The organism is Paraburkholderia sp. Clong3 (genome assembly GCF_050436485.1).
GTDB lineage: Bacteria > Pseudomonadota > Gammaproteobacteria > Burkholderiales > Burkholderiaceae > Paraburkholderia > Paraburkholderia tuberum.
The window spans coordinates 784,187-806,419 of the sequence record NZ_JBNDMH010000003.1; the positions used below are offsets into that span (position 1 = coordinate 784,187).

The following is a 22,233-nucleotide window of genomic DNA, read 5'->3' on the forward strand; positions in this document are numbered from 1 at the left end:
GGGGCGCCCGATTGGCTCGCCCCGCAGAAGCCGGGGACTGGCGAATCGGCGGGTACGGGAATCGGCGCCTTTCAGGAAGCAGCGACCGTGATGCTCAAACCACTGTGCCCGGCGCTGATCATTTACCTGATTGCGACCACCTGCTCTGCCACCGGGGTCACGGCCACCCCGTCATCATTCAACGGAAAATGGACCGTCACCGATGTGGTCGGATACAGCGATGTCTCGGGCGGAATACCTGAGGCAAAACGACTGCTCGGCAAGGTGCTGAGCATATCGACTGCGCAGATCGAATTCGCAGGCGACCGCTGTCGTCCGCACGGCGGTTTCAACGTCCGCACCGTCGAGACCGCGCCAAAGCTCAAAGACTATTACGGCATCAACCTCGAAGATACGGGCTTGCCCCCGAAGGCCCTACTGCTGGACAGCGACAATTGCGCGGCCGTATTCCGCATGGATGCGCATCGCGTCGTATTCGGTTGGAACGGCGTGATCGTGCGGGCAGTGAAACCGTAACCCTCTCTACCGCCCCGCATTCAACTTGCGCCACAGCGTCGTCTTGCTGATGCCCAACGCGGCGCAAGCCGCATCGCGATCACCGTCGTGAACCGCGAGCACCGCGCGGATTTCATCGACCTCGACATGACGGCTGCGCTCGCGCAGCGTCAGCGCCGCCGGCTTCGCGCGCGCGATGGGTTCGACGACTTCCGGCGCGATCGCGCGCAGCATGTCGCGCGTGACGAGCGCCGCACTCGCATCCGTGTCCGCATCGCCATCGGCGAGTTCAACCGCGATCCGCTCGATCACGTTCTGCAACTCGCGCACATTGCCCGGCCACGCATAGCGCCGCAGCGCCGCGCCCAAACCCTCCAGCATGCGAGCGGCGGTCTGCGCGTCGGGCACGCGCGCCGCCAGCCTCGGCTCGCGCGCGGCCGCCTGGCGCAACAGTTCGGCGGCGAGCGGCAGCAGGTCGTTCGGCCGCTCGCGCAGCGGCGGTAGCGCGATGCTGAGGATGTTGAGCCGGTAGTACAGATCGGCACGGAAACTGCCCTCTGCGACGGCGTCGGTCAGCGCGCGATGCGTCGCCGCGACGATGCGGATATCGACGCGCATCGGCTCCGTCGATCCGAGCCGCACCACCTCGCGCTCCTGCAACACGCGCAACAGGCGGCTCTGCAACGGCAACGGCATCTCGCCGATCTCGTCGAGAAACAGCGTGCCGCGATGCGCGACCTCGATCAGCCCCGCCTTGCCGCCCTTGCGCGCGCCGGTGAACGCGCCTTCCTCGTAGCCGAACAGTTCGCTTTCGAGCAGCGCCTCCGGAAACGCGCCGCAATTGATCGCGACGAACGCGAAGTCGCGTCGCGCGCTCAGTTGATGCATGCTCTGCGCGACCATTTCCTTGCCGGTGCCGCTTTCGCCGAGAATCAGCACGGTCGCGTCCGACCTCGCATAACGCACGACGAGCGCGCGCACCCGTTCGATCGATTCCGACGCGCCGACGATATCGTCGAGCCGGTAGCGCGCGGTGAACTGCTGCACGCGTTGACGCGCGCGCAGCGTCCGATCGAGCCGTTCGACCGCGCGCGATTCCTGAAACGTCAGCACGGTGCCCGGCGCCGCGCCGCTGCTTGCGAGCGGCCCGCGATGCACGACATAGCTGGCGCCGCGCACCGTGCAGAAGCTGTCGCCCTCCGCGTCCGGCAGACTGCCCGCGAGGTCGGGCGCGAGTTCGAGCAGCGCGCGGCCGACGGCCTTTGCCGCATCGATACCGAGCACGCCCGCGAGCCGCTGGTTCATCAGTTCGACGCGGCCTTGCGCATCGAGCGCGACCACGCCGTCGCGCAGGTGCTGCAGCAGCGTGTCGAGCCGCTGGCGTCGCACGGTTTCGCGGCGCGTGGCCTGCGCGACTTCGAGCGCGGTGTCGAAACCGGCCCGCACCGATGCGCGCGAGTACAGAAACACCGCGCCCATGCCGGCATTCGCGGCGAGGTCGGTGACCATGCCTGGGCCGACCACGACGTCGATGCCACGATCGCTGAGATCGAGCACGACGCTCTCCGCGTCCTGCGCCGACTGGTACGACGCGAACGTGACATCGAGCGCGTACGCGGTGGCGAACCGCCGCACTTCGTCGGGCGTGTCGCCGTGCGTGACGAGCGCGACACGCGCGCCTTCCCGACGCGCGCGGGCGAGCGCATGCATGACGTCGTAGCCGGTCGGACTGATCCGCACGACCGGCACCGACACGCGCGTCTTCAGATACGCGCCGTTCGAGCCGCCCGCGAGCACGACGTCGGGCCGCGCGGCGCCCGCGGCCTCGATTTCGCGCACCGCGTCTTCGAAGGCGTGCGACACGATGCGAACATCCGCGCGTTCCACGTATTCGCCGGCGATGTCGAAGAACAGATCGCGCAGGCGGCTAATGCTGAGCGCCCAGACGCGCGGACGCTGCGGCGGTTCATAAAGAGGCGTGCTCAAGGCGGACGGCTCGCAACGGGATGGTTCGGGACCTCCATTATGCGAGCATTCATTGCCGATTTGAAATCCGGAGTTTCATTAATGAAATCGAGCGTCGGACGGGGTCGCGTCATTGCTTCGCCGGACTGCCGCCAAATCAGGCACTTAGCTGGCGGTGAGCGGGCTGGCCCGTTCCTTGCGTACAAGGCAGCCCAGTCGAAGCAATGGCCAAATTCCAACCCTTTCTGGAGACAATCGATGAGCGAAGCAGACAACAGCACGCCGAACGCAGGCGCTTTCAAACCGAAAAAATCCGTCGCGCTGTCGGGCGTGACCGCGGGTAATACCGCGCGCTGTGCACGGTCGGCAAGACCGGCAACGATCTGCACTATCGCGGCTATGACATTCTCGACATCGCCGAGGCGTGCGAATTCGAGGAGATCGCTTATCTGCTGGTCCACGGCAAGCTGCCGACCCAGGCCGAACTGACCGCGTACAAGACCAGGCTGAAGTCGATGCGCGGCCTGCCGGCCAACGTAAAAGCCGCACTCGAATGGATTCCGGCCGCCGCGCATCCGATGGACGTGATGCGCACCGGCGTGTCGGTGCTCGGCACCGTGCTGCCCGAGAAAGACGATCACAACCTGCCCGGCGCGCGCGATATCGCCGACAAACTGATGGCCTCGCTCGGCTCGATGCTGCTGTACTGGTATCACTACTCGCACAACGGCAAGCGCATCGAGGTCGAGACCGACGACGATTCGATCGGCGGTCACTTCCTGCATCTGCTGCATGGCGTCGAGCCGTCGAAGGCGTGGGTCGATGCGATGCACGTCTCGCTGAACCTGTACGCGGAGCACGAGTTCAACGCGTCGACGTTCACCGGCCGCGTGATCGCGGGCACGGGCTCGGACATGTACTCGGCGGTCACCGGCGCGATCGGCGCGCTGCGCGGCCCGAAACACGGCGGCGCCAATGAAGCCGCGTTCGAAATCCAGTCGCGCTACCAGACGCCTGACGAAGCCGAAGCCGACATCCGCCGCCGCGTCGAGAACAAGGAAGTCGTGATCGGCTTTGGCCATCCGGTCTACACGATCTCGGACCCGCGCAACAAGATCATCAAGGAAGTCGCGAAGAAGCTGTCGAAGGAAGCGGGCAACACGAAACTGTTCTCGATCGCCGAACGGCTCGAATCGGTGATGTGGGACGCGAAGAAGATGTTCCCGAACCTCGACTGGTTCAGCGCGGTGTCGTATCACATGATGGGCGTGCCGACCGCGATGTTCACGCCGCTGTTCGTGATCTCGCGTACGGCAGGATGGAGCGCGCACATCATCGAGCAGCGCGTCGACAACAAGATCATCCGGCCAAGCGCGAATTACACCGGTCCGGACGATCTGCCGTTCGTGCCGCTGGCGAAGCGCGTTTGAGCTGAGGCCGCGAGCTAAACTACCCGCACTGTCCGGCCGGCGCGCGAGCGAAGCGCCGCCCGACGCCGCCGGCATACCGTCCGGCGGCCGATAACCGTCCTGTCCCTACGTCATGAATACTGCCAACCGCAAACGCCTTCCGGGCACCGAGCTCGACTTCTTCGATACGCGTGCCGCGGTCGACAAGATCGAGCCCGGCGCTTACGACAAGCTGCCGTACACGTCACGCGTGCTCGCCGAAAACCTGGTGCGCCGCTGCGACCCGGTGACGCTGACCGCTTCGCTGAAACAGATCATCGAGCGCAAGCGCGAGCTCGATTTTCCGTGGTTCCCGGCGCGCGTCGTGTGCCACGACATTCTCGGCCAGACCGCTCTCGTCGATCTGGCGGGTCTGCGCGATGCGATCGCCGCGCAAGGCGGCGATCCGGCGCTCGTGAACCCGGTGGTGCCGACGCAACTGGTCGTCGATCACTCGCTGGCCGTTGAGTGCGGCGGTTTCGATCCGGATGCGTTCGCGAAGAATCGCGCGATCGAAGATCGCCGCAACGAAGACCGCTTCGATTTCATCAACTGGACCAAGCGCGCGTTCCGCAACGTCGACGTGATTCCGCCGGGCAACGGCATCCTGCATCAGATCAACCTCGAACGCATGAGCCCGGTCGTGCAGGTGAAGGACGGCGTCGCGTTTCCCGACACGCTGGTCGGCACCGACTCGCATACGCCGATGGTCGATGCGCTCGGCGTGATCGCGATCGGCGTCGGCGGCCTCGAAGCGGAGAGCGTGATGCTCGGCCGCGCGTCGTACATGCGGCTGCCCGATATCGTCGGCGTGGAGCTGAGCGGCAAGCCGGGCGAGGGCATTACCGCGACCGACGTGGTTCTGTCGTTGACCGAGTTCTTGCGCAAAGAGAAGGTGGTCGGTGCGTACCTCGAGTTTTACGGCGAGGGCGCCGCGAATTTGACCTTGGGCGATCGCGCGACGATCGCGAACATGGCGCCCGAGTTCGGCGCGACCGCCGCGATGTTTTACATCGACGAGCAGACGATCCGCTACCTGAAGCTGACCGGCCGCGACGACGAACTCGTCAAACTCGTGGAAACCTATGCGAAGCAAACCGGCTTGTGGGCCGATACGCTGAAGCACGCCGAATACGAGCGCGTGCTCGAGTTCGATCTGTCGAGCGTGGTGCGCACGCTCGCGGGGCCGTCGAATCCGCATCGCCGCTTGCCGGTGTCGGAGCTGGCCGCGCGCGGCGTCAGCGGCAAGGTCGAGAACGAGCCCGGTCTGATGCCGGACGGCGCGGTGATCATCGCCGCGATCACGAGCTGCACCAACACGAACAATCCGCGCAACATGATCGCGGCGGGCCTGGTCGCACGCAACGCGAACCGGCGTGGACTCGTGCGCAAGCCGTGGGTCAAGAGCTCGCTCGCGCCGGGCTCGAAGGCGGTCACGCTGTATCTGGAAGAGGCAGGGCTCTTGCCTGAACTCGAACAGCTCGGCTTCGGCGTGGTCGCGTATGCGTGCACGTCGTGCAACGGCATGTCCGGCGCGTTGGACCCGGTGATCCAGAAGGAAGTGATCGAGCGCGATCTGTATGCGACCGCCGTGCTGTCGGGCAACCGCAACTTCGACGGCCGCATCCATCCGTATGCGAAGCAGGCTTTTCTCGCGTCGCCGCCGCTGGTCGTCGCCTATGCGATCGCGGGCACGATTCGCTTCGACATCGAGAAGGAGGTGCTCGGCGTCGATGCGCACGGTCATGCGGTCACGCTGAAAGATCTGTGGCCGTCGGATGCGGAGATCGATGCGATCGTCGCCGCGAGCGTGAAGCCCGAGCAATTCCGCAAAGTGTATGAACCGATGTTCGCGGTCTCCCCCGACACCGGCGCGAAGGCCGACCCGCTGTACGACTGGCGCGAAGAAAGCACCTATATTCGCCGTCCGCCGTACTGGGAAGGCGCGCTCGCCGGCGAGCGCACGCTGAAGGGCATGCGCGCGTTGGCCGTGCTCGGCGACAACATCACGACGGACCACCTGTCGCCGTCGAACGCGATTCTGCCCGACAGCGCGGCCGGCGAATACCTGACGAAAATGGGCCTGCCCGAAGAGGACTTCAATTCGTACGCGACGCACCGCGGCGATCATTTGACCGCGCAGCGTGCGACCTTCGCGAACCCGACGCTGAAGAACGAGATGGTGCTGGAGAATGGCCAGGTGAAGGCCGGTTCGCTCGCGCGCATCGAGCCCGAGGGCAAGGTCACGCGCATGTGGGAAGCGATCGAAACGTATATGGAGCGCAAGCAGCCGCTGATCGTGATCGCGGGCGCCGACTATGGCCAGGGTTCGTCACGCGACTGGGCCGCGAAGGGCGTGCGGCTGGCCGGCACCGAAGCGATCGTCGCGGAAGGCTTCGAGCGGATTCACCGCACGAACCTCGTCGGCATGGGCGTGCTCCCGCTCGAATTCAAGCCCGGCGTGAATCGCCTGACGCTCGGCATCGACGGCACGGAGACGTTCGACGTGATCGGCGAGCGCAAGCCGCGCGCCGATCTGACGCTGGTGATTCATCGCCGCAACGGCGAGCGCGTCGAAGTGCCGGTGACGTGCCGGCTCGATACGGCCGAAGAGCTGTCGATCTACGAGGCCGGTGGCGTGCTGCAGCGTTTCGCGCAGGACTTTCTCGAGTCGACCAGAGCAGCGGCTTGACGGGTAGACGCGCGTTTGCAGTGAACGTCGCAACAGACCAGGGCGATGCGGCTTGACGAGCCGCATCGCCCTTCATCAAAGAACATGTCACCTCAGGACACCTTCATGGCCCACCTTCCCCAGATCAAGATTCCGGCCACTTATATGCGCGGCGGCACCAGCAAGGGCGTGTTTTTCCGTCTGCAGGATCTGCCCGAGGCCGCGCAGCGACCGGGCGCCGCGCGCGACGCGCTGCTGATGCGCGTGATCGGCAGTCCCGATCCGTACGGCAAGCAGATCGACGGCATGGGCGGCGCGACGTCGAGCACCAGCAAGACCGTGATCATTTCGCGCAGCGGCCGGCCCGATCACGACGTCGATTATCTGTTCGGTCAGGTGTCGATCGACAAGGCGTTCGTCGACTGGAGCGGCAATTGCGGCAACCTGTCGGCCGCGGTGGGGCCGTTCGCGATCAGCGCGGGCCTCGTCGAGGCGAGCCGCGTGCCGCGCGACGGCGTCGCGATCGTGCGCATCTGGCAGGCCAATATCGGCAAGACGATCATCGCGCACGTGCCGATGAGCGATGGCGCGGTGCAGGAAACCGGCGACTTCGAACTCGACGGCGTGACCTTTCCGGCCGCCGAAGTGCCGCTCGAATTCATGGACCCGGCCGCCGACGAAGAAGGCGCGGGCGGCGCGATGTTCCCGACCGGCAACCTCGTCGACGACCTGGAAGTGCCAGGCGTCGGCACGTTGAAGGCGACGATGATCAACGCGGGCATCCCGACGATCTTCGTCGACGCCGAGGCGATCGGCTACAAGGGCACGGAGTTGCAGGACGCGATCAACAGCGACGCGAAGGCGCTCGCGATGTTCGAGACGATTCGCGCGCATGGCGCGCTGCGCATGGGGCTCATCAAGCATCTCGACGAGATCGCGACGCGGCAGCACACGCCGAAGGTCGCATTCGTCGCGAAGCCGGTTGATTACGTGGCGTCGAGCGGCAAGCCGGTGCGCGCGGGCGACGTCGACCTGTTGGTGCGCGCGATGTCGATGGGCAAGCTGCATCACGCGATGATGGGCACGGCGGCGGTCGCGATCGGCACCGCGGCGGCGATCGCGGGCACGCTCGTCAATCAGGCGGCGGGCGGCGGCGAGCGTGAGTCGGTGCGCTTCGGGCATCCGTCGGGCACGTTGCGCGTCGGCGCGCAGGCGAGTCAGAAGGACGGCGAGTGGGTTGTCACGAAGGCGATCATGAGCCGCAGCGCGCGCGTGTTGATGGAGGGGTGGGTCAGGGTGCCGCAGCAGGGCTGAGGCGGCGCCGATGTCGGCCAACGTCAGCGGCACGGAAGGCTACGTAGAGCAGGCCGCCGCGCTGATCGAGCGATGGCGCACGCTGTCGTTCGGCGATCGGCATCGGCCGATTCTCGACTGGATACCGCAGGCGCCGTCGCGCATCGTCGATATCGGCGCGGGCATCGGCACGGACGCGGCCGCGCTCGCGGCGATGGGGCATACGGTGCTCGCGGTCGAACCGGTCGACGCATTGCGCAACGCGGCGCGCGAGCTGCATGCGTCGACGCGCATCGAGTGGCTCGACGATAGCCTGCCTGATCTCGCTGTCGTGCTAGCGAAGTCGAAGCGCATCACTTTCGACGTAGTCATGCTCACCGCGGTCTGGATGCATCTCGATGCGCGGCAGCGCGAACGCGCGATGCCGCGCGTTGCGTCGTTGCTGCGCGACGGCGGCGTGTTGATCATGTCGCTGCGGCACGGACCGGTTCCCGCCGGCCGTCGCATGTTCGACGTTACCCCCGATGAGACGATCCGGCTGGCGAGCGAGCAAGGCCTGCGACTCGTACGCGAGTTGCGCACGCCATCGGTTCAGAAGGCCAACCGCGACAGCGGCGTGACGTGGACGCGACTCGTGTTCCGTTGACCCCCCGATCCAGGCGCGCCACCGCCGCCGCCTTCGCCGATGCAAACCTTCGCGTCGTCTACAATGGCCGCTCCGGCCGCGCACTCATAACCACTCCCCAGCGGCCGACTCAGTCCCGACGCAGAGGAGCCACGATGCAGAACAGGCTGGACGCCGACGCAACGAAGTCCGGCGACGCGGCGCACGACATCGCGCGCGCGAGACGCGCGGTGCTCGTGATCGCGATTGCGCAATTGCTCGGTACGTCGTTGTGGTTCAGCGCGAACGGCGCGATGCGCGATCTGCAGATCGCCTGGCATCTGAGCGCGTCCGGTATCGGCTGGCTGACGAATGCAGTGCAGGCTGGCTTTATCGTCGGGACCTTGCTGTCGGCGACCACCGGACTCGCGGATCGCGTGTCGGCAAGCAAGGTGTTCGCCGTCTGCGGCGTGCTCGGCGCGACCTTGAATGCGCTGTTCGCGCTGTGCAGCAGCGGGCTCGCGTCGGCGCTCGTGTTTCGCTTCGGCGTGGGCGTCGCGCTTGCCGGCATCTATCCGCTCGGCATGAAGCTGCTCGTTACGTGGGACCCGCGCCGCGCAGACGCTCGCGTTGCTCGTTGCGATGCTGACGCTCGGCACGGCGTCGGTGCATGCGATTCGTGCGTTGCTGTCGAGCGTGCCGTGGCAAACCGTGGTGCTCACTTCGTCCGGACTCGCGGTGATCGGCGCGCTGCTGGTGTTCGTGCTCGGCGAAGGGCCGCACGCGCGGCGCTCGGGCAGCCGACGCTTCGGTTTGTCGGCGGGCGTCGGGCAGGTCGTGCGCATCAGCGAGTTTCGCTCGGCCGCGCTCGGCTATTTCGGTCACATGTGGGAGTTGTACGCGTTCTGGACGCTGACGCCGCTGCTCGTGCAGCGCGCGTTCGCGAGCGGGGCGCCGGCGACGCCGGGCACCGTCGCGTTGTGGTCGTTCCTGATCATCGCGATCGGTGCGCTCGGCTGCCTGCTCGGCGGCAGACTCAGCCAGGTGGTCGGCAGCGCGCGAACCGCCGCTCTCGCGCTGACGATATCCGGCACGCTGTGCGCGATTTATCCGCTGACCACCGGGTTCGGCACCGCCGCGCAACTGGCGCTGCTACTCGTGTGGGGCATCAGCGTGATCGCGGATTCGCCGCAGTTTTCGGCGCTGTCCGTGAAGGCCTGTCCCGCCGACAAGATCGGCGGCGCGCTGACGCTGCAGAACAGCTTCGGCTTTTTCCTGTCCGCATGCTCGATCCTGTGGTCGACCAGCGTATTTCACGCGCTCGACGTGCGCGTCGCATGGCTGCTGCTGCCTGGGCCGATCATCGGTCTGATCGCGATGTCGCCGCTGTTGCGCAAGCAGCCACGCTGGTGATGCTCGCGCTGCGTTACTTGCCGTCGTGCTTTTCCTGCCAGCGCTGCATGAACGCGATCTCGTCATGCTGCGCCTTGATGATGTTGCGCGCGAGCCGCTTGATCTCCGGGTCCTTGCCGTATTTCAACTCCGCCTGCGCCATCTCGATCGCGCCCTGGTGATGCGGGATCATGTGCGCGACGAAATCCCGGTCGGCGTCGCCGGTGTATTCGGGGGCGCTCATCTCATGCATCATGCGCTCGTCGGCGGCCTTGAAGGCATGCGTCGATGCGCCCGCGTCGGTATGCGCCGAATCCGGCATGTCCATGCCGGGCATGCCCTGATGTTGCGCGTGAGCGGGCAGAGCCGCCGCCGCGAATGCCAAACCGCCGAACACACAGAGAGCGCGCAACGCGCGAAGGTTTTTCATATTGGTTTTCCGTTGTTGAAGAGAGTGGCGACGTGATCCGCGCGATTCTAACGGTCACGTCGGACATCGTGGAGCTTCCTGCCGTGGTAAGGTCAAGCGAAGGCAAAGCAACGCACGCCTATAATGAAACGCGACCGGATGACCAAGCCAGCATCATTGGCAGCATCACTCACTCAACGAGGCTGACAGCATGTACATCGCGATGAACCGCTTCAAGGTGGCGCCCGGCTCCGAGGACGCCTTCGAACATCTGTGGACCACGCGCGACACCCATCTGAAAGAGGTGCCGGGCTTCGTCGAATTTCATTTGCTGAAGGGACCGCGCAAGGACGATCACGTGCTCTATTCGAGCCATACGATCTGGCGCGACTATGGATCGTTCGAGACATGGACGAAGTCCGACGCGTTTCGTGCCGCGCATCGCAGTGCCGGTAACGAAAACCGCGTGCTGTATCTCGGCCACCCGGAATTCGAAGGCTTCGAAGTCATCCAGACCGTCAAATAGCGCGGTGCTCGCGCGGCGCCTGCATGCCGGTTCGCATTCGCGCCGGCATGGCGCATGCACATCCGACGCGCATCGCGCGTGGACATCGAGCTGCTCACGGCAGCGCACCACTCACCAAGGATCGAAAACATGAAAGCCGTCAGAATCGGTTCTCCCGCCACAGTCGATAGCCTGCAGGTCGTCGATCTCGCCGATCCCGGTCAGCCCGAGGCCGGGCAGATTCGCGTGCGCATTCGCGCTAGTTCGTTGAACTACCACGACTACGGCGTCGTCTGCGGCAATCTGCCGGCCGAAGCGGGCCGCATCCCGATGGCCGATGGCGCGGGCGTCGTCGAAGCGGTCGGCGCAGGCGTGCGCGAATTCAAGGCCGGCGATCACGTCGTGTCCTGCTTCTTCCCACACTGGGAAAACGGTTCGCCCGCGATCGGCGATTTTGCGACCACCCCCGGCGACGGCGTCGACGGCTACGCGCGCGAAGTCGTCGTGCTGCCGAGCCACTACTTCACGCACGCGCCGGCCGGCTACAGCCACGCCGAAGCGGCGACGTTGACCACGGCGGGGCTGACCGCGTGGCGCGCGCTGGTCGTCGATGGTCAGTTGAAGGCAGGCAGCAGCGTGCTCGTGCTCGGCACCGGCGGCGTGTCGATCTTCGGCTTGCAGATGGCGAGGGCGATGGGGGCGTCGGTGATCGCGACGTCGTCGTCGAATGCGAAGCTCGCGAAGCTGCGCGAACTGGGTGCCGACCATACGATCAACTATCGCGACAATCCCGAGTGGGGCAAAGAAGTGCGTCACATCACCAACGGGCGCGGCGTCGATCACGTGATCGAGGTGGGTGGTCCCGGCACGTTGCCGCAGTCGATCACCGCATGCCGCATCGGCGGGCACATCGCGCTGATCGGCGTGCTGACCGGCCGCGCGGGTCAGGTGCCGACCGCGCATCTGATGGCGCGGCAACAGCGTCTGCAAGGGCTGATCGTCGGCAGCCGGCAGGATCAGATCGACATGGTGCGCGCGCTCGAGACCACGGGCATCAAGCCGGTGATCGACAGCACGTTCGCGCTGGACAAGCTCGCCGACGCGTTCCGGCACGAGGCATCGGGTGCGCACTTCGGCAAGATTTGTGTGGCGATCTGAGGATTCAACGCTCGCGCCCGGCCCGCATGACCCGCGGGATCGCTAGGTCCGCGAAACTGACACCCGTCGCCTCGCAGGCCTGCGTGAACCCTTCGTCGTAACTCGTGAAAAACACCGTGCGCGTCGTGCCGAGCATTCTGAACAGCTCGGCGAGCACCGCGCGCGCCGACGCGTCGAGTCCGCCGGCCGGTTCGTCGGCGATCAGCACGCGGGTTTCGCCGAGCGCGGCCGCCGTCAGAAACACCTTTTTGCGGCTGCCATACGACATCTGCTCGAAACGTTTGTCCAGATGCGGCGCGAGGCCGAAGCGTTCGGCGAGCGCGAGCACGTCGTCGGTCAGCGCGGTGTGCCGCGCCGCCGCAACCTGCCGCAGATAATCGCGGCCGGTCTGATCGGGCCAGCTCATGCTGTCTTCCGGCACATACGTGAGCAGCGCTTGCGCGGCATGCGGCGCGGCGCGCAGCGAATGACCGCCGAGCCATACGTCGCCGGTGTCGGGTTCGAGCGCGCCGGCGAGGATGGCGAGCAACGTCGATTTGCCGCTGCCGGATTCATCGTTCAACGCGACGCAGCCGGACGTCGCGTCGAAGTGCAGTCCTTCGAACAGGACACGGTCGCTATAGCGCTTGCTGAGGTTGTCGAATCGAAGCATGGGTTGGCGCGCAGAGGGCGATGTGAACGCGGCGCAGGATTGCGCCACGCCTCGTGCATGCCGTGCGGGATCTTCGGCACGGCAATTTCGCGCCAGTGTAGCAGCGCGCGCCTGGTTGCTTCGCGCCGTTACGTAGACGTCGGCGTCTCCAGCAAGAATTCCACCATCCGATCACACACGCGTTCGAACATCTGCGTGCCCGTCACGGTCGGGCAACCGCGCGCGCGTGCCGCTTCGATCAGCGGCGTAAGTGGCGGTTTCGTTACGACATCGCCGACAAAAGTCTTGGCCGGCAAGCGCGCGACGTCGATCGGCAAGGAATCGCCCGCGCGCATGCCGAGCGGCGATGCGTTGACGACCACGTCATACGGACTCGGGTCGAGGTCGGCCGCCGCACCGCGCGCCTTGCCTCGGCCGAGCGCATTGAGCCGTGCGGTCAGCGAGCTGGTGCGTTCGACGTCGTTGTCGCGCACGTCGAGCGAGCCGACGCCGCGCTGAATCAGCGCATGACCGATCGCCGAGCCCGCGCCGCCCGCGCCGACCAGCAGCGCGCGCTTGCCCTGTAGTTCGCAGCCCGCCGCGACGAGCGCCGCAACGAAGCCGGTGCCGTCGAACATGCCGCCATGCCAGCCGCCATCGGCGTTGCGGCGCAGCGTGTTGACCGCGCCAAGGAACGCGGCTTCTTCGGCGAGCGTCGCGCAATAGCTCGCCGCGCTGAATTTGTGCGGCACCGTGATGATCACGCCGTCGACGTTGCGCATCGGCGCGATGCCCGCGAAAAAAGCCGGCAGATCGGCTGGCGCGACGTGCGCGGGCACCACCAGCGCATCGCGGCCGGCCGAACGCAACGCGGCGGTCACGCCGGACGGCGAGCGCACCTGCGCAATCGGATCGCCGACGATGAAATACACGCGCGTCGCGCCGCTCAGACCCGCGTCGAGCGACGCCGCGAAGGAAGGGGTTTCAGCCGGCTGCATGGTCGAATCTCCTGAAATGGGTGCCCCTATGCATCGTGCCCGATGGCGGGCGCCATGTGTTGCCTATTGTCGGCTCGATGCGTTGCGCACGAATGCAAGCGGCGCGATCGACGGCATCACGCTGAGTCAGAACGGGCAGCAGAACGAAAAATCGGTGATGGGTGGTGTCTACCTTGAGCCCGGCATCGCGCCTGGTCGCCGCGATGCGAGTGCGGCAATCCCGCGCGACGAGCTGTTTCAGCACGCAAAGACAGGCCATACCAGTCGGCATTTCTCACGCCCGCGCCCTATTTTGAGACGCACGGTCAAGCCGCATCCAAAAACTGCGCTATGGTCAAACGGTCAGATTGCAGATCGCTTTCGACTTTAGCGATCGATGCGGCCAAGTCATCAGGCCAACAGGCAGGACGCGGGGGAGCGAAGATGAGCCTCATCAACAGGCAAGCAGCCGCGCAATGCGGCGGGCGGCTTCCGGCCAGATTCGCGGATGGCCACTTGCAGCATCTCGAGAGTGTGCTTGCCTTCGTGGCGCGCAAGGGCGCCGCGCAATCCGGTGAACTCGACCACGTCTATTGGGAGCGGCGTATTCGCGCGCTCGAGGACACGCATCATCTGATCCAGAATCAGCGCGCGCGCATCGCGAAGCTGCGCGACATGTTGCGCTTGCAGGCTCGGGCCAGCGGCGCACGGCGGCCTGAGATGTCGGAGTCGTCCGCGAAGACCGAAAGAAGTGCAGCGTAGAAAGAACCGTCGATGCCGCTCGGCGCCGGCGCCCAAGAAGCAGAACCTGAGAGAAAAGTGGCGATGACGCGAACGGGTCCACAGAGACCCGTCGCTCATCCGCCGGTATTGCCAGCCGATTCCAAAATCCTGACTTAATCGTGGCCTATTTTCAGATCATTTAGGTCTGTCTAAATTGCGCCTTTGTCAGTAATTCTGACTGATTTTAATTGGGGTGCGGTTAGATATAGACATTTAAAAACACGCGCCGCTTTTTACGCTGATAAACTGTGCGCCGGAGCCAAGGCGGCGACGCCCTACGCGCGCTTCCCGCGTCCCCTTCCGGCGTGTCGATGGCCGGATAGACGGTACAAAGGCCTTTTCCGCGACTTTGACGGAAGCGTACCGCCGGCATACTGCCTTCGGCTAACGCGGCTCACCGGGACGCAAAGATCGTCGTCCTTCTGAATTGTCCTTTGAGCCTCGCCGTGTGGCGCTTCGCCCCCAGCCGATTTTCCGCAGACTCCGCCTTCCGATTTCGACAGGTAAGTTTGACAGACAGCTTGATTAAGTAAGGGCTTGTTCAAGTCCGCATTTTGGAAATGACTCATGAAGCCGGGAAATAATTCGCTTGGGAAAAAGCGCGCACGCAAAATTGCGGTGGCGGCTATGGCGGTGCTGATCGCGGTGTTGGTCGGTTGGGGCGTCTGGTATATCCAGCATCGCGCCGAGCCGCAGGCGCCGGCGCTGAGCGGCATTGCGAGCCAGATGCGTCACGATGCATCCGCGTGGACGCATGCGGAGAAGGATGCGTCGACGATGCTGCGCGACATTCACGACACCAACGTCGCGGCGATCGGCGTGAGTCCCAACGCGATTCTGGTGTCGCTGCGTGACGGCTCGAAGTACTTCGTCACCGATCACAACGCAACCTTCTCGCACGCGCTGCTGCTGGGCGAGCGCTCCGACGCCGCCGCGTATCAGCTCGTGTGGCTGCCCGACGTCGACATCCACAGCGACGGCGCACGCTGGACCCAACTGTTCGACCAGTTCCGCGACGCGCTGAGCGTGCTCCTGCCGCTCGCGCTGATCGGCGGCATGGCGTGGTTCATGCGACGCGAGATGAAGGGCGGCGCGAAGCTGCTCAGCGAAACACCGACGCTGCGTTTCGACGACGTGATCGGCGCGAACGAAGCGAAGGCCGCGCTCGCCGACATTCGCGGTTACCTGTCCGATCCGAAGCAGTTCTCGTCGCTGGGCGTGCGCGCGCCGTGCGGCATCCTGATGGTCGGCGCGCCCGGCGTCGGCAAGACGCGGCTCGCTCAGGCGCTGGCCGGCGAATGCGGCGCGAACTTCATTTCGATCACGGGCAGCTATTTCAGCGCGAAGTACTACGGTGTCGGTATCCAGAAGGTGCGGCACCTGTTCGAACTCGCGCGCAAGAACGCGCCGACGGTCATCTTCATCGACGAAGCGGACGGTCTCGCGAAACGAACCGACACCGGCGGTGGTCCGGTCGAAGCCGAAAGCAACCGGATCATCAACCAGCTGCTCGCGGAGATGGACGGCTTCGAGTCGAACGAGGGCGTGATCGTCGTGGCCGCGACCAACCATCCCGACAATCTCGACGAAGCATTGCGCCGCCCCGGCCGTTTCGATCGCACGGTGCAGGTGCGTCTGCCGGATCGCGAAGACCGCGCCAAGATTTTCCGTTTCTACGCGCAGCGGCTGAAGTCGAAAGCGGCGGATATCGACTACGACCAGCTCGCGCGTTTGACGACCGGACTGTCGCCGGCCACCGTCGCGATGGTCGTGAATCAGGCGGGGCTGATCGCGCGCAAGGCGGGCGATAACGAAATCGCCGCGAAGCACTTCATGGAAGCGATCAAGATCGCGCGCATCGGCGACGTGAGCGGCGCCGAGCGCGCGCTCACCGAGGACGAGCGCAGGCGCATCGCGGTGCATGAGGCGGGTCATGGTCTGGTCGCGGCGCTGCTTGGCACCGGCGTGCTCGAGGAAGTGACGATTCTGCCGCGTGGCGGCGCGCTTGGCGTCGCGCTGATCACGAAGGCGCAGGACAAGCACCTGTACCGCGAAACGGAAATCCGCAACGAGATCCAGGTGCTGCTCGGCGGACGCAACGCGGAGATTCTGATGTTCTCCGAAGCATCGAGCGGCGCCGCGTCGGACTTGCAGGAGGCCTCGCGTATCAGCCTCGACATGGTGTCGAAGTTCGGCTTCAACAGCGACGGCGATCTGTTCAGTCTCGCGGCGCTGCCGTCGCAGTATGCGGGCCTGCAAATGAAGAGCGCAATCGAGCATGCGAACGTGCTGCTCAAGGAACTCAACGAACTTTGCTACGGGCTACTGCACGCGTACGAGCCGGTACTGCGCGACATTTCGGACCAGTTGCTCGAGCACGAGACCGTACCCGGGGACACCGTTTATCGGTTCATCGCCGAGCACAAGAGCACGCTGAAGATCGTGCACGAGCCTGCGGCGGCTTGACGGGCCTGATGATGCGCTACGCGAAGTCCGACGATCCCGGGTCGGTCGGCATCGCGGGAAAGCGCCTCGCGCATCGACCTGGTTCGATCTTTCAGGCTACGTCGGAAGCGACGTTCTCCGCTGCTTTCAATACCGATTCGCCGCGCGCCTTCACTCGCAAAATCGGCGCCTCGATCAACCGCCACGACAGCACCGCAATGCCAAGCGAAATCGCAAACGACGCGACGATGCCAAGCATATGTGCCCACATCGGCACGGTGCCGCCAAACAACGCCTCGGCGTGACGGTTACGCGTCAGATCGGGGATCAGGTTGTGATACAGATAGAAGCCGTAACTGATACGCCCAAGACCGGCGAGCCAACGCGTCTGTAGCAGACCCATCACGGCAGCATTGCGGCAACACGCGATCGAAGCCACCAGCGCCGCGATACCGATCCCGTACGTTGCGCTGATCGCGGTAAACAGCAAGGGATCGTCGAGCATGTTCCACCTCGGCTCGGCCGCGCACAAACCGATCACGACCAGACTCAGCGCGAACAGCGTCAGGCCACGACCGAGCCAGGCACGCACGCGGCCGCGATCGTCCTCGATCACCAGACCACCGATGCCGCCCAACGCGAGCAACCAGACATTGCTCAACGGGTGCGTATAGATCGTGATCTCATCCCAATGCGCGGCGCGCATCGCGAACAGCGCGGCAAGGCCGAGCGCCACGATCGCCCAACATGCCGCTCGATGTCGCCGCGTCGCGAGCAGCAGCAAAAACGGCGCAACGACGAGATAGAACTGCTCCTCGATCGCGAGGCTCCACAAGTGCGAATAGCGGCCCGGCCAGTAACGCAGCACCGAGCCGATCCAGAAGTTGGACAGATACGCGAAGTGAAACGGCATGCCGCTCGCCAGTTCCGGATTCGCGAGGCCAAATGCCATCAGCACGCACATCACGACGAGCATCAGGTAATAGATCGGAAAGATGCGCACCGTGCGACGAAACAGAAAGCGCCGGAGTTCGGTGCGGAAACAGCTGTCGCCCTCTTCGATGCGCGCGCGCCGCGACGACAGGATGCCGATGATCAGAAAGCCGCTCAGCGCAAAGAAGATCCACACGCCGAGATGCCCGATTTCGCCGATGTCGCCGAAGAGTCGATGCTGCAGAAACACCATCAGCACAGCGATCGCGCGCAATCCATCGAATCCGGCAATTCTGTTTTTCATAGACCTCTATTCGCAAAGCGGCGGAAAAGCACGAAAACATCGTACGGGGAAAAAATGCGAAAAAAATCGCAGCGCGCGTTCGATGATTTATTTTCGAGGCTCGCGTCCATCCATGAAGACGGGTGTCCCTGTTTCGTGCATGAAAAGCCGCAAAACTTTCCGCGTGTTCGCTAAAGACGCGCCGAGTATTACCAGTCGCCAACGCCTCCATTTCAGAAAGCCGTTGTGAAAGCGAACATTAGAGGCGGATCGTCAGCGCCTTCGCCTGCGTCATAGGTGATGCATTGAACGATCGAGTCTTTTGTCGTTCGCACAGGTCGGCACGCTGATGGGCACTGATAATCATATAGCCGGCCCCCTCCGTTCGACTCGAACGGCTGGCGTAGAGTCGGAGGTGCGAACACCGACGTGACGCACAGGAGGCCGGCATGAACAAGTTTAGTGGAATCGACCTGCACTCGAACAACAGTGTGGTCGTGGTCAGCGATGAAACGGACCGGGTTGTCTACCAGCGGCGGTTACCGAACGATGCGCTCCAGATTCGGGCCGCTCTGGCACCGTACCGGCCCGAACTGGTCGGGGTGGTCATCGAAGCGACGTTCAACTGGTACTGGCTGGTGGATGAGTTAATGGAGGATGGCTATCAGGTCCATCTGGCGAACCCAGCGGCAATCAGGCAGTACGAGGGCCTGAAATACAGCGGTGACTTCACCGATGCAGCCCATCTGGCGCAACTCCTGCGTCTGGGGCTATTGCCAGAAGGCTACATTTATCCAGCAGAAGAGCGGCCAGTACGGGACCTCTCGCGCAAACGAATGCAACTGGTGCGCTGCCGGACCGCACAGATACTCTCAATCGAAAACCTGCTTTCCCGACAGACAGGTCAGCGGATGACCGGAGAAGTGATCAAGCATCTGAGCGACGAGCAGGTAAATGCGCTCGGTTTTGCGCCTGATGTGACGCTCGCCATGCAGGCCAATCTGGCGGTGATGCGCACGCTGCAGGAGGAAATCGCCATCTTGCAGAAGCGACTCATGGAGCGTGTACAACTGCGCCCGGATTATGCGCTGCTGAAGTCGATACCCGGTGTCGGCCCCGTACTGGCGACAACGATCATGCTAGAGACGGGCGCCATCACGCGCTTTGCCGACGTTGGCAATTTCAGCTCATATTGTCGCTGTGTCGATAGCCGACGGGAGAGCAACAACCGCAAGAAAGGCGAAGGCAACACGAAGAATGGAAACAAGTACCTCGCCTGGGCGTTTGTCGAGGCGGCGAACTATGCCATTCGCTACTGCCCGCAGGCGAGGCGTTTTTATGAGCGCAAGAAGCGCGCAAGGAATGGAATCCTCGCAATCAAGGCGCTGGCGCACAAGCTGGCACGCGCGTGCTATCACATGTTGCGTGAGCACCAGCCGTTTGACGTGAAGCGATGTTTTGCCTGACGGGTCGACGCATGGAGGCGAGCCAGTAACGTGACTGGCCTGCAGCCAGGGCTACTGATTGGACGTGCTCCTGCGCCGGCCCCACTGTCTGCGAAAAACCGGATCGCCCAGGCGATGAGCCACAATTGACTGGCGTCGCGAAAGTGACAGCCACGGCTCTGCGATGCAACCCATTGGACGTCGCCTGGCACCAACGTTTCTCTGGGGCGGCAATAGTCGCCAGGGCGGCTGCAGACCTGCGGCATGCTTGATCCCGATGGGTGTCTGGTGCGACCCGGTTCGCAACCAGCTGAGAGAAAGCGGATGTGATCAGGCTCCGTAGGCAGCATGACAGACAACGGAAAAGCATCGCCGGATTGCAGTGCCGATGGAAATACCATCGCCACTGCAATCCGGCGATGGATGAATTCGCGCCTTGACTTGGGCCGGCTAATGGGTGTCACGTTGCTGAGATGTTCGAGTAAGATCGCGTGATGAAGAATGAAAAATCGCTTTACACGGTCATCGCTTTCCAGCGGCGGTCATCAGTTCCGCGGTCCGCTGGTATTTCAGGTTTCAGCTCAGCCTGCGTGATATCGAAGAGCTGCTATTCGAGGGGGGGTTATCGTCAGCTACGAAACAGTCCGACGCTGGTGCGATAAATTCGGTGCCCGTTTCGCCCACCGTGTGAAAGCGGCGCGTCGCAAGCCCGGCACGACATGGCACCTTGACGAAGTATTTGTGACGTTGCGCGGCGAGCCTTACCTGCTGTGGCGCGCTGTTGATCAACACGGGAGTGAACTCGATATCCTGCTACAGAAGCGCCGCGACAAGGCAGCGGCGAAGCGGTTTTTCAAGCGCGTGCTTGCCTCGTGTGCTGAAGCACCGCGCAAGATCGTGACCGACCAGCTGCGCAGCTATCCGGCGGCGAAAGCCGAGATTCCCGAGCTCGCTCATGTGAAGCACGTTTTCGTCAAAGCCAGCGCGCGAATCAATAACCGAGCTGAAAACAGTCATCAGCCGACGCGCGAACGTGAGCGACGCATGCGTGGCTTCCGCGATCCTGAACGCACGCAGGCTTTCTTATCGAGCTTCGGTCCGATCCGTCAGCACTTCGCGCTCAAACGACACCTGCTACGCGCCTCACTCTACCGCAAACAGCTCGCCACACGCTTCGCCGCCTGGCATTGTTTCACTGAGGCCACCCAAACTCCGTCCGTTTTCTGAGCAGGCGTCTGTCCTCTCCGCTATTGCGTCGCGAATAATTTGACGTGACAGCACCCCTGCTTGGACTACGACTCACGCAACGATGGCACTCTTCCTGTACGGCAATAGACTGTGCAACTAATTATGTGACACGGTAAGACTAGAAGGGCAGTTCAACTGCCACTTTGTTCCCACGAAAGAAGTCTGGCTCTTTTGAAAATGCAGTGGGTAACGGGGCTCACGAGGCATGCGGGTTGAAGCCGGAGAAATCGAGCTTGCCAGCAACGAGAAAGAGGACCGTGCGCATCGTCGCGAAGCGCGTGTAGCCGCGAGCCTTTCGCTTGGCCGCTTGAAACAAGCCGTTGATTGCTTCGATGAAGCCGTTGGTCTGGCGCGTCTGAGTCCAGGCGACGATGCCGTCGAAGTGCCGACGAATCAGACGCGCGACGTCCTTCATCGGCTCGACTTTCGAGCGCATGACGTTGGTGCACCACTGCCGCAACATCTCGGAGACGACATGGATTTGCTTGCGCTCGAGAATCTCGCGCAGTTGCTCGCGATACAGCCATGCGCGCGCGGTGCGCTTGGTGGCGTACTGCCTGAGCAGCGCCTCGAGGTCGGTCAATTGCGCCAGATTCAGTTTGTTGGCGTCCTTGAGCAGCGTCCAGCGCATCCCTTTAAGTTGTGGGTCGGCTTTCTGTTGTTGGCGGCGCACCGTATCAAGCGCCTTGGACGCGTGGGCGACGACGTGAAACTTGTCGAACGTCAGCCGCGCATTGGGCAGATGTTCGCCCACGCCTTTGATGAAGGCGGGCGACATGTCGATGCTCACCGAGGTGACCTGCTCGGGCGTGCCGTGGTGTCGGCTCAGATATGCCGCGAAGCCTTCAATCGTCTTCGCGTCACGCCCGGGCGTGACGAACACGACCCGTCGCGCCTGCATGTCGGCGACCAGCGTCAGATACTCGTGGCCGCGCCGGTACGAGGTTTCGTCAATAGCTACCGTGCTCACGTCCGACAGGTTCGCCGACGCGAGCGCGAGTTCCACATAGCGCGAACAGATGGCGTGCACGCGGTGCCACGACAGATTGACGATGCGTGCCACCGCGGCAAACGGCATCTGCTGCGCCAGCATCAGCACCAGCGCTTCGAACAGCAACGTGAAGCCGTCGAGTTGGCCGACCCAGTCGGGTTCCACCAGCCGTACCGCGCCATCCGGCAAGCGCACTCGCGGTACCCGCACTTCCAGATAGCACTCGTGCTGGAAGAAATTCAGGTGGCGCAGTCGCTTGATTTGCGTGTCATGCACTGGGTGCTCACCGGCGACCCCGGGGTAGGCGAAGCGGCTGCCAGCGACAAAGTCCACGGCAATCGTGAGCTGCCGTTTGGCCGTGTCGAAGTCGACGCCTTGCACGTACCACGGGGCCTTGATTCCCAAGGCGGCTTCAAAGAGTTGATTCGTCATGTTCGCTTCGTCTCGCATGGCTGGTTGCCGCATTCTGCCGCAACCAGCCATGCACCAGCTTGTCGGTTCAGGGCGCCTCAAGGGTTCGCTGCGCCGGGCTCACGCCCGCCCTTGACCCGCCAAAT

At 63.9% G+C, this 22,233-nt stretch carries 16 protein-coding genes and 3 pseudogenes; 13 read left to right on the top strand and 6 right to left on the bottom strand.

Annotated features, from left to right (window positions below; all coding sequences use genetic code 11):
• Positions 1 to 90: 90 nt before the first annotated feature.
• Positions 91 to 516, top strand: a complete 426-nt coding sequence (locus OKW30_RS27025; RefSeq protein ID WP_429348104.1) for a hypothetical protein — start codon at positions 91 to 93, stop codon at positions 514 to 516.
• A gap of 6 nt (positions 517 to 522) precedes the next feature.
• Here the strand turns inward: OKW30_RS27025 and prpR are convergent, their stop codons facing one another.
• Positions 523 to 2,481 carry a propionate catabolism operon regulatory protein PrpR gene (prpR, locus tag OKW30_RS27030; RefSeq protein WP_429348105.1) on the bottom strand — a complete coding sequence of 653 codons (1,959 nt, stop codon included), beginning with the start codon at positions 2,479 to 2,481 and terminating at the stop codon, positions 523 to 525.
• 237 nt (positions 2,482 to 2,718) lie between these two features.
• Between prpR and prpC the strand changes: the two are divergent.
• The 5 genes and pseudogenes from prpC (at position 2,719) to OKW30_RS27055 (ending at position 9,889) form a co-directional block, all read left to right on the top strand.
• Positions 2,719 to 3,890: pseudogene (prpC, locus tag OKW30_RS27035) on the top strand (bifunctional 2-methylcitrate synthase/citrate synthase).
• 112 nt (positions 3,891 to 4,002) lie between these two features.
• The gene (gene acnD, locus OKW30_RS27040) at positions 4,003 to 6,600 is read left to right on the top strand and encodes a Fe/S-dependent 2-methylisocitrate dehydratase AcnD (protein ID WP_429348106.1); all 2,598 of its coding nucleotides are present in this window, start codon (positions 4,003 to 4,005) and stop codon (positions 6,598 to 6,600) included.
• 105 nt (positions 6,601 to 6,705) lie between these two features.
• Positions 6,706 to 7,893 carry a 2-methylaconitate cis-trans isomerase PrpF gene (gene prpF, locus OKW30_RS27045; protein WP_184064934.1) on the top strand — a complete coding sequence of 396 codons (1,188 nt, stop codon included), beginning with the start codon at positions 6,706 to 6,708 and terminating at the stop codon, positions 7,891 to 7,893.
• Positions 7,894 to 7,903: 10 nt separating this feature from the next.
• Positions 7,904 to 8,518 carry a class I SAM-dependent methyltransferase gene (locus OKW30_RS27050; RefSeq protein WP_184064936.1) on the top strand — a complete coding sequence of 205 codons (615 nt, stop codon included), beginning with the start codon at positions 7,904 to 7,906 and terminating at the stop codon, positions 8,516 to 8,518.
• 134 nt (positions 8,519 to 8,652) lie between these two features.
• Positions 8,653 to 9,889, top strand: a pseudogene (locus OKW30_RS27055) (MFS transporter).
• A 13-nt stretch (positions 9,890 to 9,902) separates the two neighbouring features.
• Here OKW30_RS27055 and copM read toward each other — a convergent pair.
• Positions 9,903 to 10,298, bottom strand: coding sequence for a CopM family metallochaperone (gene copM, locus OKW30_RS27060; RefSeq protein ID WP_429348107.1), 396 nt, complete (start codon positions 10,296 to 10,298; stop codon positions 9,903 to 9,905).
• A 190-nt stretch (positions 10,299 to 10,488) separates the two neighbouring features.
• Here copM and OKW30_RS27065 point away from each other — a divergent pair, with 190 nt between their 5' ends.
• A complete protein-coding gene (locus OKW30_RS27065; RefSeq protein WP_184064945.1) occupies positions 10,489 to 10,803 on the top strand; it encodes an antibiotic biosynthesis monooxygenase family protein in 315 nt (104 codons plus the stop codon).
• 129 nt (positions 10,804 to 10,932) lie between these two features.
• Entirely contained in the window at positions 10,933 to 11,940 is a 1,008-nt protein-coding gene (locus tag OKW30_RS27070) for a zinc-dependent alcohol dehydrogenase family protein (protein WP_429348108.1), read from the top strand.
• A gap of 4 nt (positions 11,941 to 11,944) precedes the next feature.
• Here OKW30_RS27070 and OKW30_RS27075 read toward each other — a convergent pair whose 3' ends face one another.
• Together OKW30_RS27075 and OKW30_RS27080 are read right to left on the bottom strand one after the other, a co-directional pair.
• Positions 11,945 to 12,592, bottom strand: a complete 648-nt coding sequence (locus tag OKW30_RS27075; RefSeq protein ID WP_429348109.1) for an ABC transporter ATP-binding protein — start codon at positions 12,590 to 12,592, stop codon at positions 11,945 to 11,947.
• Positions 12,593 to 12,720: 128 nt separating this feature from the next.
• Positions 12,721 to 13,569: a shikimate dehydrogenase family protein gene (locus tag OKW30_RS27080; RefSeq protein ID WP_429348110.1), complete on the bottom strand. Its 849-nt coding sequence runs from the start codon at positions 13,567 to 13,569 to the stop codon at positions 12,721 to 12,723.
• Between OKW30_RS27080 and OKW30_RS27085 the strand changes: the two genes are divergently transcribed.
• The 3 genes from OKW30_RS27085 to OKW30_RS27095 all read left to right on the top strand — a co-directional run bounded on the left by OKW30_RS27085 (position 13,568) and on the right by OKW30_RS27095 (position 16,797).
• Positions 13,568 to 13,939 carry a hypothetical protein gene (locus OKW30_RS27085; RefSeq protein WP_429348111.1) on the top strand — a complete coding sequence of 124 codons (372 nt, stop codon included), beginning with the start codon at positions 13,568 to 13,570 and terminating at the stop codon, positions 13,937 to 13,939. The genes OKW30_RS27080 and OKW30_RS27085 overlap by 2 nt on opposite strands.
• Positions 13,940 to 13,992: 53 nt before the next feature.
• Positions 13,993 to 14,310, top strand: a complete 318-nt coding sequence (locus OKW30_RS27090; protein ID WP_429348112.1) for a hypothetical protein — start codon at positions 13,993 to 13,995, stop codon at positions 14,308 to 14,310.
• Between the two features lie 588 nt (positions 14,311 to 14,898).
• Positions 14,899 to 16,797, top strand: coding sequence for an ATP-dependent metallopeptidase FtsH/Yme1/Tma family protein (locus OKW30_RS27095; RefSeq protein WP_429348113.1), 1,899 nt, complete (start codon positions 14,899 to 14,901; stop codon positions 16,795 to 16,797).
• A gap of 91 nt (positions 16,798 to 16,888) precedes the next feature.
• Here OKW30_RS27095 and OKW30_RS27100 read toward each other — a convergent pair whose 3' ends face one another.
• Positions 16,889 to 18,013, bottom strand: a complete 1,125-nt coding sequence (locus OKW30_RS27100; RefSeq protein WP_429348114.1) for an acyltransferase family protein — start codon at positions 18,011 to 18,013, stop codon at positions 16,889 to 16,891.
• Between the two features lie 428 nt (positions 18,014 to 18,441).
• On the opposite strand from OKW30_RS27100, the gene OKW30_RS27105 reads away from it, so the two are divergent.
• Both OKW30_RS27105 and OKW30_RS27110 read left to right on the top strand, forming a co-directional pair.
• Entirely contained in the window at positions 18,442 to 19,458 is a 1,017-nt protein-coding gene (locus OKW30_RS27105; protein WP_429348115.1) for an IS110 family transposase, read from the top strand.
• Between the two features lie 487 nt (positions 19,459 to 19,945).
• Positions 19,946 to 20,664: pseudogene (locus OKW30_RS27110) on the top strand (IS6 family transposase).
• A 217-nt stretch (positions 20,665 to 20,881) separates the two neighbouring features.
• Here the strand turns inward: OKW30_RS27110 and OKW30_RS27115 are convergent.
• Positions 20,882 to 22,108, bottom strand: coding sequence for an ISL3 family transposase (locus OKW30_RS27115; protein ID WP_429348116.1), 1,227 nt, complete (start codon positions 22,106 to 22,108; stop codon positions 20,882 to 20,884).
• Positions 22,109 to 22,233 lie beyond the last annotated feature (125 nt).

What these genes read in the sequence shown, in the direction of transcription:
- OKW30_RS27025 (WP_429348104.1), top strand. Translation starts at nt 91, where the DNA reads ATGCTCAAACCACTGTGCCCGGCGCTGATCATTTACCTGATTGCGACC.
- acnD (WP_429348106.1), top strand. Translation starts at nt 4,003, where the DNA reads ATGAATACTGCCAACCGCAAACGCCTTCCGGGCACCGAGCTCGACTTC.
- prpF (WP_184064934.1), top strand. Translation starts at nt 6,706, where the DNA reads ATGGCCCACCTTCCCCAGATCAAGATTCCGGCCACTTATATGCGCGGC.
- OKW30_RS27050 (WP_184064936.1), top strand. Translation starts at nt 7,904, where the DNA reads ATGTCGGCCAACGTCAGCGGCACGGAAGGCTACGTAGAGCAGGCCGCC.
- copM (WP_429348107.1), bottom strand. Translation starts at nt 10,298, where the DNA reads ATGAAAAACCTTCGCGCGTTGCGCGCTCTCTGTGTGTTCGGCGGTTTG.
- OKW30_RS27065 (WP_184064945.1), top strand. Translation starts at nt 10,489, where the DNA reads ATGTACATCGCGATGAACCGCTTCAAGGTGGCGCCCGGCTCCGAGGAC.
- OKW30_RS27070 (WP_429348108.1), top strand. Translation starts at nt 10,933, where the DNA reads ATGAAAGCCGTCAGAATCGGTTCTCCCGCCACAGTCGATAGCCTGCAG.
- OKW30_RS27075 (WP_429348109.1), bottom strand. Translation starts at nt 12,592, where the DNA reads ATGCTTCGATTCGACAACCTCAGCAAGCGCTATAGCGACCGTGTCCTG.
- OKW30_RS27085 (WP_429348111.1), top strand. Translation starts at nt 13,568, where the DNA reads ATGGTCGAATCTCCTGAAATGGGTGCCCCTATGCATCGTGCCCGATGG.
- OKW30_RS27080 (WP_429348110.1), bottom strand. Translation starts at nt 13,569, where the DNA reads ATGCAGCCGGCTGAAACCCCTTCCTTCGCGGCGTCGCTCGACGCGGGT.
- OKW30_RS27090 (WP_429348112.1), top strand. Translation starts at nt 13,993, where the DNA reads ATGAGCCTCATCAACAGGCAAGCAGCCGCGCAATGCGGCGGGCGGCTT.
- OKW30_RS27095 (WP_429348113.1), top strand. Translation starts at nt 14,899, where the DNA reads ATGAAGCCGGGAAATAATTCGCTTGGGAAAAAGCGCGCACGCAAAATT.
- OKW30_RS27100 (WP_429348114.1), bottom strand. Translation starts at nt 18,013, where the DNA reads ATGAAAAACAGAATTGCCGGATTCGATGGATTGCGCGCGATCGCTGTG.
- OKW30_RS27105 (WP_429348115.1), top strand. Translation starts at nt 18,442, where the DNA reads ATGAACAAGTTTAGTGGAATCGACCTGCACTCGAACAACAGTGTGGTC.
- OKW30_RS27115 (WP_429348116.1), bottom strand. Translation starts at nt 22,108, where the DNA reads ATGACGAATCAACTCTTTGAAGCCGCCTTGGGAATCAAGGCCCCGTGG.